The sequence below is a fragment of the Okibacterium sp. HSC-33S16 genome, assembly GCF_024171565.1.
In the GTDB taxonomy this organism is placed as follows: Bacteria; Actinomycetota; Actinomycetes; order Actinomycetales; family Microbacteriaceae; genus Mycetocola_A.
In genome coordinates, this window is the sequence record NZ_JALJZZ010000003.1 from 145226 (window position 1) to 157038 (window position 11813).

Annotated in this window: 11 protein-coding genes; 5 read left to right on the forward strand and 6 right to left on the reverse strand. The window is 65.5% G+C overall.

Going from position 1 to position 11813, the window contains the following annotated elements; translation table 11 throughout:
- Positions 1 to 5: 5 nt before the first annotated feature.
- On the forward strand, positions 6 to 1499 hold the full coding sequence (locus L1277_RS09035) for a sensor histidine kinase (RefSeq protein WP_253376050.1): 1494 nt from the start codon (positions 6 to 8) through the stop codon (positions 1497 to 1499).
- A 121-nt stretch (positions 1500 to 1620) separates the two neighbouring features.
- On the opposite strand, the gene L1277_RS09040 is transcribed toward L1277_RS09035, so the two are convergent.
- Positions 1621 to 1869 carry a WhiB family transcriptional regulator gene (locus L1277_RS09040; RefSeq protein ID WP_090711166.1) on the reverse strand — a complete coding sequence of 83 codons (249 nt, stop codon included), beginning with the start codon at positions 1867 to 1869 and terminating at the stop codon, positions 1621 to 1623.
- 167 nt (positions 1870 to 2036) lie between these two features.
- Between L1277_RS09040 and L1277_RS09045 the strand changes: the two genes are divergently transcribed.
- Positions 2037 to 2507, forward strand: coding sequence for a hypothetical protein (locus L1277_RS09045; protein ID WP_253376051.1), 471 nt, complete (start codon positions 2037 to 2039; stop codon positions 2505 to 2507).
- Positions 2508 to 2645: 138 nt separating this feature from the next.
- On the opposite strand, the gene bcp is transcribed toward L1277_RS09045, so the two are convergent.
- From bcp to aroA, 3 genes are read right to left on the reverse strand one after another with little or no spacing between them, the layout of a single operon-like run.
- Entirely contained in the window at positions 2646 to 3155 is a 510-nt protein-coding gene (gene bcp / locus L1277_RS09050) for a thioredoxin-dependent thiol peroxidase (protein WP_253376052.1), read from the reverse strand.
- Positions 3156 to 3164: 9 nt separating this feature from the next.
- Positions 3165 to 4226 carry a ribosome small subunit-dependent GTPase A gene (gene rsgA, locus L1277_RS09055; protein ID WP_253376053.1) on the reverse strand — a complete coding sequence of 354 codons (1062 nt, stop codon included), beginning with the start codon at positions 4224 to 4226 and terminating at the stop codon, positions 3165 to 3167.
- Positions 4223 to 5584, reverse strand: a complete 1362-nt coding sequence (aroA, locus tag L1277_RS09060; RefSeq protein WP_253376054.1) for a 3-phosphoshikimate 1-carboxyvinyltransferase — start codon at positions 5582 to 5584, stop codon at positions 4223 to 4225. The genes rsgA and aroA overlap by 4 nt, the downstream gene beginning before the upstream one ends.
- 152 nt (positions 5585 to 5736) lie before the next feature.
- Here aroA and L1277_RS09065 point away from each other — a divergent pair, with 152 nt between their 5' ends.
- From L1277_RS09065 to L1277_RS09075, 3 genes are read left to right on the forward strand one after another with little or no spacing between them, the layout of a single operon-like run.
- Positions 5737 to 6351 carry a sigma-70 family RNA polymerase sigma factor gene (locus L1277_RS09065; protein ID WP_253376055.1) on the forward strand — a complete coding sequence of 205 codons (615 nt, stop codon included), beginning with the start codon at positions 5737 to 5739 and terminating at the stop codon, positions 6349 to 6351.
- Positions 6348 to 6590 carry a zf-HC2 domain-containing protein gene (locus L1277_RS09070; protein ID WP_253376056.1) on the forward strand — a complete coding sequence of 81 codons (243 nt, stop codon included), beginning with the start codon at positions 6348 to 6350 and terminating at the stop codon, positions 6588 to 6590. Before L1277_RS09065 ends, L1277_RS09070 begins: the two co-directional genes overlap by 4 nt.
- Before the next feature lie 60 nt (positions 6591 to 6650).
- Complete coding sequence (locus tag L1277_RS09075) at positions 6651 to 8894, forward strand: MMPL family transporter (RefSeq protein ID WP_253376057.1); 2244 nt, start codon at positions 6651 to 6653, stop codon at positions 8892 to 8894.
- A gap of 114 nt (positions 8895 to 9008) precedes the next feature.
- On the opposite strand, the gene L1277_RS09080 is transcribed toward L1277_RS09075, so the two are convergent.
- Both L1277_RS09080 and L1277_RS09085 read right to left on the reverse strand, forming a co-directional pair.
- The gene (locus L1277_RS09080) at positions 9009 to 10730 is read right to left on the reverse strand and encodes a sodium:proton antiporter (protein WP_253376058.1); all 1722 of its coding nucleotides are present in this window, start codon (positions 10728 to 10730) and stop codon (positions 9009 to 9011) included.
- Between the two features lie 43 nt (positions 10731 to 10773).
- Positions 10774 to 11808, reverse strand: a complete 1035-nt coding sequence (locus tag L1277_RS09085) for an alpha/beta hydrolase (RefSeq protein ID WP_253376059.1) — start codon at positions 11806 to 11808, stop codon at positions 10774 to 10776.
- Between the last annotated feature and the right edge of the window lie 5 nt (positions 11809 to 11813).

The window sequence follows — 11813 nt, forward strand, 5'->3', positions numbered from 1 at the left end:
GACAAATGTCAACGCTCAGTGACCTCGTTCTCGCCCAGGGGCGCTCCAGTGAAGCCGATGTCGACTGGCTGCACATGCTCGTCGGCGACGCCCAGCTGCTCGCCGACCTCGCTTTTGCCGACATCGTGCTGTGGGTTCCGGCGAAGGACGGCGGATTCATTTCGGTGTCACACCACCGCCCCTCGAGCGCGGCAACACTGTTTTACCGCGACTTCGTCGGCCAGCCGATCAAGGCCCAGTGGCGAGCACAGGTGAGCGACGCCTTCGAGAACGCGCGCATCGCCGATTCCACCGCACCGGACTGGTACGAAGAGACCCCGACCCGGGTGCGTGCGGTTCCGGTGCTGCGCCGCCTGGGCTCCACCTCACCCGAGAACACGCCGATGCCCATCGCCGTCCTCACCCGGCACACGAACCTTGGCGAGGCCCGCACGCCGAGCCGCCAGGAACTCACCTTCAACGAGTGCGCAGATGACCTCTTCGAGATGGTCGCGACCGGTGACTTCCCTGACGTTTCCGCTCCCACCGGCCCGCGCCGCGGCGCACCCCGCGCCTCCGACGGGCTCATCCGGCTCGACGTCGACGGCGTCACGACGTTCGCGAGCCCAAACGCCCTCTCCGCGTTCAACCGCATGGGATTTGCCGACGAGCTCGAGGGTGAGATGCTCGCCGAGGTCACCACCCAGATCCTCCCCGGCAAGCAGGTCATTGACGAGTCGCTTCCACTCGTCGTTACCGGCCGCGCGCCGTGGCGCACCGACATCGAGGCCCGCGGGGTCACCGTGTCGCTTCGCGCCATTCCGCTGCGCCACCGCGGGGAACGCGCCGGAGCGATTGTGCTCTGTCGCGACGTGTCGGAACTGCGTCACCAGGAGCGCGAGCTCATCACCAAGGACGCGACCATCCGGGAGATTCACCACCGGGTGAAGAACAACCTGCAGACGGTGGCGTCGCTCTTGCGCATCCAGGCTCGCCGTGCGCACAACGACGAAGCTCGCGAGGCACTCTCCCAGGCCATGCGCCGTGTCGCGGCGATCGCGGTCGTGCACGACACGCTCTCGGAGGGGCTCACCCAGGACGTCAACTTCGACGAGGTCTTCGAGCGTGTGCTCATGCTCATCGCGGAGGTGGCGTCGAGCCACAACACCACGGTTCACCCGCACAAGACCGGCGAGTTCGGCGTCCTGCCGAGTGCATACGCCACTCCGCTCGCGCTCGCGCTCACCGAGCTGGTCACCAACGCGGTCGAGCACGGACTGGCCGGGCGCGACGGCGAAGTCGAGATCGTGGCCGATCGCTCCGGCGACCAGCTCACTGTTCTCGTCCGAGACAACGGCGTCGGGCTGCAGGAGGGCAAGGTCGGTGCCGGGCTCGGCACCCAGATCGTCCGCACGCTCATCCAGGGCGAGTTGAGCGGCACGATCGACTGGCACACCGTGGTTGGGTCGGGAACGGAAGTGACAATCGAGGTGCCGCTTCGTTGGATTTCGCGGACATAGCATCCGCTCGCCTGATGAGTTCAGGGAGAGATTCTGGGCTCGTCAGGGCCAACCGGGCACACAAAAGATCGTTGCCCGCCTCCACGGGAGGGCGGGCAACGATCGGGTGCTGTGTCTCGGGTTAGGACGCGCGACGCGCACGAGCAGCGCGACGCTTGAGGGCGCGGCGCTCGTCTTCGGAAAGTCCACCCCAGACGCCCGAATCCTGGCCGGTCTCGAGGGCGTACTGCAAGCAGATCTCAGTGACGGTGCACCGACCGCACACGGCTTTCGCCTTGTCGATCTGGTCGACGGCCGGCCCCGTGTTTCCTACCGGAAAGAAAAGTTCCGGGTCTGCAGTGAGGCAAGCGGCTTTGTCGCGCCAGTCCATGGGGATGCTCCTTAGAATTGCGGGTAAGCGACCGATATGGTCGAAAATGGGAAACGGGCCCGAGAACTGAGAGGGAGATCTCGCGATGGGATCTGCTCACCTCTTTGTGAACCGCAGCTTGAGCCTTCATTATGTTCGCATAACGGTCGAGCCAAATCAATAGATTTGTGGCCGATCTACCTGTGAATAACCTTCCCGACATCAATCCGACACACGAGGGGTCTACAATTTCTTCTTTTTCGTCCGATACCCGAGGATCCCTCGCGATTCTCCTGCTCACCGGGATTTTATTCCTGGAGGCCCTCGCGCTGGTTGCTGTCGTTCTCGTTCTGGTTTTCGACATCGTCACTCAACCGGCGGCGTCGATTGCCAGCGCCATCGCGCTGACGGTGCTCGTGCTGATCGCCGCGATTTTTGTTTCAGCGGTCGCCGTTGGCATGGCGCGACACTCGCCGTGGACTCGCGGAGCTGCCGTGGTGTGGCAGCTGGTGCAGCTAGCCATCGCGGTCGGTGCGTTTTCGGGCGCGACAGCTCAACCGGGGTGGGGCTGGGCGATCCTGCTGCCGACGTTGGTGGCGCTGATCCTGCTTTTCACGAAGAGCGTGATGGCGACGCTTCGACGCCCTGACATGGAGTAGAACTTGTTCGTGCCGCCGACTGCGCCAGGTTTGTCGGAGTGCGGCAAGAACTTCTGGCGCCTCGGTCACACAGCTGACGCAGTCGGTGCCCGCACCAGCCCATGAGCGGATGCCACCGGCTCGGTCTTCGAGGACGCCTTACGCGATCTTGAGCTTCTTCCGCAGCGACGCCACGTGCCCGGTCGCCTTGACGTTGTACAACGCGAGTTCGATGGTGCCGTTCTCGTCGATCACGAAGGTTGAGCGGAGCACACCCGTGATCATCCGTCCGTAGGAGTTCTTCTCGCCGTATGCCCCATAGGCCTGATGCACGGCGAGGTTCTCGTCACTCAGCAGCGGGAAGGTCAGGGCGTCGCGCTCAGCGAACTCCCGAAGCTTCGAGGGGGAGTCCTTCGAGATGCCAAGCACCGTGTATCCGGCGCCCTGCAGTGAGCCAAGGCTGTCACGGAAGTCGCACGCCTGCGTGGTGCAGCCGGGCGTCATGGCGGCGGGGTAGAAGTAGATGATGACCTTCGACCCGGCGAAGTCGGCAAGCGACACCGAGGCGCCCTCGGAGTCGGTGAGCGTGAACGCCGGAGCGGAGTCGCCGGGAGAGAGCCGAACCGGGGCGTCGGCGGCAGGAGCGTCAGGAGAGGATGAGTTCGTCATGATCCCAGCCTAGGCATCTCTTGTGGCCGCGCGGGTCGCAAAGGTGGTCAGCAGCCGTTGCAAGGAGTCGAGTCGCGCCGGCCCAGTCTCGCCGAGTTCTCCGGCCTCAACGGCCTCCGTGATGGCGCAATCGGGTGCGTCGGGCAGGTGGGTGCACCCGCGCGGGCACCGCTCGGCGGCCTCGGCGAGGTCGGTGAAGGCCCGGAGGATATTGGCCGGGTCGATGTGACCGAGCCCGAACGACCGCACCCCAGGAGTGTCGATGACCCAGCCCCTGCCGTTCTCGTTCTCGATGCGGTACGACACCGTCGACGATGAGGTGTGGCGGCCTCGGCCCGTGACGACGTTGACGTGACCGGTGGCCCGCTGCGCGCTCGGAACCAGGGCGTTGACGAGAGTCGATTTGCCGACACCCGAGTGACCGACGAAAACGGTGTCGTGACCGACGAGGGCGTCCGTGATTTCGGCCAGGGGCATCCGGTCGCTTGCACTGGTGAACACCAGCAGATCGAGACCCGCGAAATTGCGGAGAAAATCGGAGGGATCGGCGAGGTCCGTTTTCGTGATGCACAGAATCGGGCGGATGCCTGCGTCAAGTGCCGCGATCAGGTAACGATCGACGAGGCGCTCGCGCGGCTCCGGATCCGCGGCAGCCACAACGACGAGCATCTGGTCGGCGTTGGCAACGATGACGCGCTCAACCTCGTCGGAGTCGTCGGCACTGCGGCGAAGAAGAGTGGTGCGCGGGACGATGCGGACGATGCGGGCCAGCGTGCCGGCGTCGCCGGACAGGTCGCCCACGACGTCGACGCGATCACCGTTGACCACCGCGTGTTTGCGCAGCTCGGAGGCGCGGGACGCCGTGATGCGGTGCTCCTTCTTCGTGCCCTCGTCGAGGAGCACGGTGTACCGGCCCCGGTCGACCGCGAGGACTCGTGCGGTCTGGGCATCATTGTGCTCGGGCCGGGTTTTGGTCCTCGGCCGGTTGCCCTTGCGGTTGGGGCGGACACGGACACTCGACTCGTCGTACTGCGGTTCGTCGTCATCGTCTCCGGTGTCCCACCAGCTCATCGGAGGGTCGCTCCGGCCAGCATGGTCGTCCAGAGTTCCGGAAACTCAGGGAGCGTCTTCGCGGTGGTCGCGATGTTCTCGATCGCGACGCCTTCCGTGACGAGCCCGATGATCGCGCCGGCCGTTGCCATGCGGTGGTCGTGGTAGCTCGACCAGACGCCGCCGGTCAGCGGCTTCGGAACGACGCGAAGGCCGTCCTCGAGTTCGGTAACGTCGCCGCCCAGCTTGTTAATCTCGGTGGCCAGCGCGGCGAGCCGGTCGGTCTCGTGGTGGCGAATGTGCCCGATTCCGGTGATGGTGGATGGGGAATCGGCGAGGGCGGCGAGGGCGACGAGCGGCGGGGCCAGCTCGCCTGCCGTTGTGAGGTCGAGCTCCACGCCGGAGATACGCCCGGTGCCCGAGACGGTGACCCGGTCGCCGTTGACCGAGACGGTCGCACCGAACTGGGGGAGGAGATCGAGTAGCTCGGCTCCGACCTGGGTGGTTTCGGCGGGCCAGCGCGGGATGGTGACGCTTCCGCCGGTGACGACCGCGGCCACGAGGAACGGCGCTGCGTTGGAGAGGTCGGGTTCGATGTCGATATCGAGTCCGGCAATGGGACCCGGTTCGACGCGCCAGGTGCCAACGGCGGGGGAGCTGACCGTGACACCGCGGGCCGCGAGGGCTGCGATGGTCATCTCGATGTGTGGCAGGCTCGGCAACCGCTCACCGGCGTGGGTAAGGGTGAGCCCGTTTTCGAACCGAGCGGCCGCGAGCAGCAGCGCAGAGACGAACTGGCTCGAGCTGGAGGCGTCGATGGTGAGCGCGCCTCCGGCGACCCGGCCGGTGCCGTGCACCGTGAATGGGAGCGATCCGCGACCGTCGTCGTTGATGTCAACGCCGAGGTCACGGAGTGAGGAGATGAGCGTTTTCATCGGTCGTCCGCGTGCAGAGTCGTCAGCGTCGAAGGTGGTCGGGCCCAGGGCCAGGGCCGCGACGGGCGGAACGAAACGCATCACGGTGCCAGCGAGGCCGCAGTCAACCGTGGTCGATCCGGTCAGTTCTCCGGGGGAGACGAGGACGTCCGCACCGAATTCGCCCGTGGCATCCGCATCGGTGATGGTTGTTCCGAGTGCCCGCAACGCCTCGACCATGTTCTGGCTGTCGCGCGAGTGCAATGGGGCGCGAAGAAGGGAGGGGGAGTCGGCAAGCGCAGCGAGGACCAGTTCGCGGTTGGTCAGCGATTTCGAGCCCGGAAGTGACACGACAGCCGCAATCGGGCCTGGCGCCAGGGGCGCTGGCCACGGCTCATTTCCGGCGGGCTGGTGACGGTCGCCGTAAATGTCGAACTCCGGTGCGGAATATTGAGACTCAAGCATTGTTTCTCTAATGTATCGGCCATTTGTGTGCAGGGAGCATTTCGATAATGACAAGTTACGTGCTTGAGAGACCCGTCGACGTTCCGGCTACCGGGAATGTTCTTCGAGACCTCGAGCGCCGTCTGGCGAAGCCAGCCGTAGACTTGCCTGTGATGACCACCGTGGACGATACCCCAACCCCTGAACCGGTCGAAGACCCGCGTGCGCTGTTCGAAGAACAGGCGCTGCCCTTCATCGACCAGTTGTATGGCGCGGCCATGCGCATGACGAAGAACCCGTCTGACGCGCAGGACCTCGTGCAGGAGACGTTTGTGAAGGCGTACGCGGCCTTCGGGCAGTTCACGCAGGGAACGAATCTCAAGGCGTGGTTGTACCGCATCCTCACCAACACGTACATCAACATTTATCGCAAGAAGCAGCGCGAGCCGTATCAGGGCACGATCGACGACCTCGAAGACTGGCAGATGGGTGGTGCGGAGTCGACAACGGCTTCGTCGTCACGCTCCGCCGAGGCCGAAGCGATTGACCACATGCCCGACAGCGCTGTGAAGGACGCCCTCCAGGCAATCCCGGAGGACTTCCGACTCGCGGTGTACCTGGCAGACGTCGAAGGCTTTGCCTACCAGGAAATCGCCGACATCATGAAAACCCCGATTGGAACCGTCATGAGTCGCCTGCACCGTGGCAGGCGAATGCTGAGGGACCTGTTGGCTGACTATGCAACCGAGCGTGGAATCGACACCCGCCCGGCAGGAGCACGAAAATGACCGATTGTGGATGTGACCAAGCAAAGCGCGACCTCGAGGAGTACCTCCGCAATGAGGTCTGTTCGACAAACGCTTCGGATATTCGGGAGCACCTGGAGCACTGCACCTCGTGCCAGGAAGAAGCGCTCCTCGCTCGAACGCTGACGGATGCCGTGCAGCGCGCGTGCAAGGAAACGGCTCCAGAGGACCTGAAGCTGCAGGTTCTGGCGAAGCTCCGGGCGGTCCAGGCGGCACACTAGCCGTCGGTTTCCAACTTTCGGACGACGCGCGACCGACTCGCAGCCACGTAGCGTGGCTGTGTGATCAAGACTCCTGCCTCCGCTCAAGGGTCGCGTGTGCCCCTCTGGCTGCGCGTTCTCATTCCCGCTGCACTCATCCTCGTTTGGTTCGGTCTCTTCGGAGCGGGTGGAGCAAGTTTCGGTCAGATCAGTGCCGTCAGCACCAACGACCAGTCCCAGCAGTTGCCCGCCAGTGCTGAGGCCACCCAGGTGCAGGAGCTGCAGGCCGAGTTCCGTGACGACGATGTGATTCCGGCGATCGTGGTGTTTGAGCGCGACGGTGGTCTCACCGACGGCGACCTGACGGCGATCGACGAGATTGTTGCTGAGTTTGGCGACGTTGACGGTGTCCTGCCGGACGAAAGCTCGCCGGCGATCCCATCCGAAGACGGTGACGCCGTCCAGGTCGTCATGGTGCTCGACACCGACATCAAGACCGCTGACACCGTTGAGGCGCTTCGGGGAGTCCTCGACGACAACTCCATCGACGGAGTCACCGCGGCCATCACCGGCCCGGGCGGACTCGCCGCCGACCTCACCAACGCGTTCGCCGGCATCGACGGGCTGCTGCTCCTCGTTGCGCTCGGCGCGGTCTTCATCATCCTCGTGGTCGTGTACCGCTCACCGCTGCTTCCGGTGCTCGTGCTCTTCTCGAGCCTTTCGGCGCTGTGCGCGGCCATCCTCGTCGTGGTGCAGCTCGCCCGCGCCGACATCCTCCTGCTGAGCGGTCAAACCCAGGGCATACTCTTCATTCTCGTGATCGGCGCTGCGACCGACTACTCGCTGCTGTACATCGCCCGGTTCCGCGAGGCGCTGGCCAGCCAGCCGACGAAGTGGACGGCCACCTGGACGGCGCTCAAGGGAGCGTGGGAACCCATCCTGGCCTCAGGCGGAACGGTCATCGCCGCGCTCCTGCTGCTGCTGTTCTCTGACCTCAACTCGAACAAGTCGCTCGGCCCGGTGGCGTCCATCGGCATCGTGTTCGCCCTGCTGTCATCGCTCACGCTGCTGCCCGCGCTGCTCTACTGGGCAGGGAGGGTCGCCTTCTGGCCGATCAAGCCCAAGCTCGAGGAAGCCGAAGCCAACCCGATCGCCGACGACAAGAAGGGGCTCTGGCCGGGCCTCGCGCGACTCATTGCCAGGCGTCCCCGGGTGATCTGGATCTCCAGCGTCGTGCTGCTCGGCGTGCTTTCGCTTGGCGTGCTGCAGCTCAAGGCGGACGGAGTCGCACAGAGCGAGTTCGTGCTCGGTGAGTCACAGGCGCGCGACGGCCAGGCGGTACTCGCCGACCACTTCCCGGCCGGCTCGGGGTCACCGACCGTCATCATTGCCCCGGAAGACGAGCTGGATGCGGTCTCCGAGGTCGTGCTCGGCACCGACGGTGTCGATTCGCTTACCGTCCTCGCGGAGGACTCACCCTCCGGATCGCTCCCCGTCACCGATGAGGGTGTCCAGCCGCTCGGCCCTCCCGGGACCCCGGTGCCCGATGTGACGGTTGTCGACGGCAACGTCCTGCTCTCGGCGACGCTCACCGACGCGGGCGACTCTATTGACGCCGAGAACGTCGTTGTTGACCTTCGTGAGCAACTCGCCGACATCTCGACCGAATCGGCCCCGGTGCTCGTCGGTGGAACGACCGCCATCGCCCTCGACTCCAACACCACCGCGATTCACGACAGGAACCTGCTGATTCCGCTGATCCTCGCGGCGATCACCTTGATCCTCATGCTCCTGCTGCGCTCGATCGTCGCGCCGCTCCTGCTCATCGCGAGTGTTGTGCTCTCGTTCGCGGCAGCGCTCGGCGTCTCGGCGTGGGTGTTCAACGGCATCTTCGACTTCCCGGGCGCTGACCCCTCGGTTCCGCTGTTCGGCTTCGTCTTCCTGGTCGCACTCGGGGTGGATTACAACATCTTCCTCATGACGAGGGTGCGCGAGGAGTCGGGCAAACACGGCACCAAACAGGGCATCCTCCGCGGACTCGCCGTGACCGGTGGTGTGATCACCTCCGCGGGCCTGGTGCTCGCCGCCACATTCGCGGCGCTCAGCGTCATCCCGATCCTGTTCCTGCTGCAGATCGCGTTCATCGTGGCCTTCGGCGTGCTGCTCGACACTTTCCTTGTGCGCACACTTTTGGTGCCGGCGCTGAGCTACGACATCGGTCGGGCCATCTGGTGGCCCAGCACGCTGTCTCGCGGCATTCACTCGAGCGATCGACCCGCTCCTGTGCGGAGCGACGATCTGGTGGGCGCGAGCCGCGAGGGCTAGGTTCGAGGAAACACCAGAAAAAGCGGTGAACGGATGCGTGAAGCATCCGTTCACCGCTTTATTCCGTTGTGAGAATGAACCGTTCGTCAGCCGACCTGCCGCACGAGGCAGCGGCTAGTGCCGATCGGTCGGGCCGTTCAACTGAGCGAGACGCGACTCTTCGAGGTCGAGGATGTTTTGGGCCCGTTCCATGACGCGGGAACTGTAGGAGCCGGTCGCGCGCGCGTCGAGAAGTGCGGCGCGCTCGGCCTCCAGCACGCGGAGGCGCAGGGTGCGGTGCTGCTGGTGTGGTCCGGGTTCACCGGTGCGAAGTTCGGCCACAGATTCGCTGCGCATGATGCTGTCGGCCCTGGCCCGGTCGATGACCTCCGGGTCGAATCCGCCGCCGTTCTCGGCGAGGAGATCGGGGTTGTCGAGGGCGGCGAGCCCCACCCGGCTGATCTCGCGGATGAGGCCGGCGAGTTCCTTCCGGTCGGCGACGGGGTCCGTGCCGCGAATGCCCAGTTTGCGAATCAGCAGGGGCAGGGTGCCGCCGTTACCGAGCAGGGTCACCACGGCGACCGTGAACGCGATGAGGATGAGCTGCGGCCGGTAGGGGATGTCGGTGGGCAGCGACTGGGCAGCGGCGAGTGTCACCACACCGCGCATGCCCGACCAGGCGAGGACGGCGCCACCCCTCCAACCGAGCCCCTCCTGGGTGAGGAAGGTCACGTCTGCCCGTTTGCGGGTGAGGAAGGTGCGCACCCGCTTCGCCTTCTCCGGGGTGGGCAGGTGCTCCGAATCCGAAGAGTCGAGTCGCCGAAGCGCTGAGTCAAGGTACCGGCGCTGCTTGCGCGCGCGGCGCTGGTCGTGTCGGAGGATGGCGATGAGCGGAATCACGAAGAGCGTGCGGATGAGCACGAGCATGATGCTCGCCAGGATGCCGAGGCCGATCGCGGCCGGCACGCTGAGGTCATCGGCCTCGACCTGCTCAACGAGGGTGCGCAGTTCGATTCCCATGAGCAGGAACACTCCGTTCTCGAGGACGAACTGCGCCGTGCGCCAGTTGAGCCGCTCCGCGATGCGGTCGTGCGAACTGAAGTAGCGGGCGCTGTTGTGGCCGGTGATGAGGCCCGCGACCACGACAGCCAGCACACCAGATGCGTTGAGTTCCTCGGCCGGGATGAACGCGAGGAAAGGCACCGTGAATGACAGTGTGGTGTTGAGCACCGGGTCGTCGAGCTTCGACCGCACCCAGACCAGCGCGTAGCCCACCGCGATTCCGATGACGATCGCGGCCGCGACCGCGTAGGCGAAGTCGCCGGCCACCTCGCCGAGCGACACGGCTCCGGCGGAGGCGGCGATGGCGGTGCGCAGCAAGACAAGCGCGGTCGCGTCGTTCACCAGCCCCTCGCCCTCCAGAACGGTCACGAGCCGCGGGGGAAGACCGAGACGCTTGCCGATCGAGGTCGCAGCGACAGCATCCGGCGGGCTGATCACCGCACCGAGGGCAATTGCCGCCGGGAGGCTCAGGTCGGGCAGGATGAGGTAGAGCCCGAAGCCTGTGATCAGCGCGGAGACGATCACGAGGAGCACGGAGAGGCCGGTGATGGCCTTGAGGTTGCGACGGAAGTCGAGAAGCGGCACGTTGACGGCTGCCGAGTACAGGATGGGCGGCAGCACCACCGAGAGGATCAGCTCGGGCGGCACCACGATGTCGGGAACCCCGGGGATGTAGCTCGTGGCGATGCCAACGACGACGAGGAGAAGCGGGCTCGCCACTCCCAATCGGGGAGCGAACCGCGCGACCAGGACGATGGCGAGGACACCGAAGAGTCCCAGAAGGGCATATTCCATTCCTCCAGAGTAGAGCGCCGGAGGCGGCATCCTCGGGGAACGGTCAGCCGGTCAGCCGGTCGAGAAACTCCAGCGTGCGATCGAGCGCGGTGTGCGCTTCATCCAGGTCGAGGTGGAACTGGTACTCGTGCGGGAGCGCGGGTTCGTGGGATGCCGGCCAAAACAGTTCGGTCACCTCGACGCCCTGGTTTCTGAGAGCGATGCTCATCGGTATCGACTGGATCGAGGTCAGGGCGTCGCCGTTGCCGCCGCTGAGAAAGGTGGGCGGGAAGTCGGGCGTGACAAATTCGAGCGTCGACATGGTGGCGCCAGCTGAGCTGGACGCCCAGTCCTTAGTGCCCGTGTATGCCCACAACGCGGTCTTGAATCCCCACGCCGTGATGCCCGAGAGGCCAGCCATCGCGTCGAGGTCGTAGACGCCGCAGTGCAAGATGGTTGCACTCAGTTGCTCGGGAGCGAGCGAAGGGGTGAGGCCGAGCAGGTTCGCGTACGCCGGGTTGGTTGTGAGGGCGGCGAGCTGGCTGGCGAGTTGTGCACCGGCAGAGTCGCCGGCCAAAACGATGCGGGTGGCGTCGACCCCGAGTTCGTCGGCGTTCGCGATGATGTGGGCGATGGTGTCGTTGAGGTCGCGCACGGCCGCCGGATAGGTCTTCTCCGGGGCGACGGGGTAGTTCACGCCGATGGCGGTGTATCCGTGTGAGGCCAGAATGCGGAGGTAGGGGGCCACATTGGCCTTGCGCCCGGAGATCCACGCGCCGCCGTGCACCCAGACGACTGTGGGTCGTTGAGAGGGGGTGGCGGTGGGCGTGAAGACATCGTAAGTGCTTCGACCGCTCGCCACCGTCACCGGAAGGTCGAGCCGGTTGGAGACGGCCGAGGCGGGGACGTAGGGCAGCATCTCCTTGATGGTGGCGCGGGCCCCGGCTTCAAACGTCGCGCGGATGAGCAAAGCCGACGGCCATGGTGTGGCCGAGACGACGGCGGAGACGAGAAACGCTGCAGCCGCAGAGCCGACAAGCACCGGTCCGGTGCGAGAGGACACCAACGAACGGGACGTGCGGAACGGGCTCGAAGACATAGGCC

What these genes read in the sequence shown, in the direction of transcription:
- L1277_RS09085 (WP_253376059.1), bottom strand. Translation starts at nt 11,808, where the DNA reads ATGTCTTCGAGCCCGTTCCGCACGTCCCGTTCGTTGGTGTCCTCTCGC.
- L1277_RS09070 (WP_253376056.1), top strand. Translation starts at nt 6,348, where the DNA reads ATGACCGATTGTGGATGTGACCAAGCAAAGCGCGACCTCGAGGAGTAC.
- rsgA (WP_253376053.1), bottom strand. Translation starts at nt 4,226, where the DNA reads ATGAGCTGGTGGGACACCGGAGACGATGACGACGAACCGCAGTACGAC.
- L1277_RS09080 (WP_253376058.1), bottom strand. Translation starts at nt 10,730, where the DNA reads ATGGAATATGCCCTTCTGGGACTCTTCGGTGTCCTCGCCATCGTCCTG.
- L1277_RS09035 (WP_253376050.1), top strand. Translation starts at nt 6, where the DNA reads ATGTCAACGCTCAGTGACCTCGTTCTCGCCCAGGGGCGCTCCAGTGAA.
- L1277_RS09065 (WP_253376055.1), top strand. Translation starts at nt 5,737, where the DNA reads ATGACCACCGTGGACGATACCCCAACCCCTGAACCGGTCGAAGACCCG.
- bcp (WP_253376052.1), bottom strand. Translation starts at nt 3,155, where the DNA reads ATGACGAACTCATCCTCTCCTGACGCTCCTGCCGCCGACGCCCCGGTT.
- L1277_RS09040 (WP_090711166.1), bottom strand. Translation starts at nt 1,869, where the DNA reads ATGGACTGGCGCGACAAAGCCGCTTGCCTCACTGCAGACCCGGAACTT.
- aroA (WP_253376054.1), bottom strand. Translation starts at nt 5,584, where the DNA reads ATGCTTGAGTCTCAATATTCCGCACCGGAGTTCGACATTTACGGCGAC.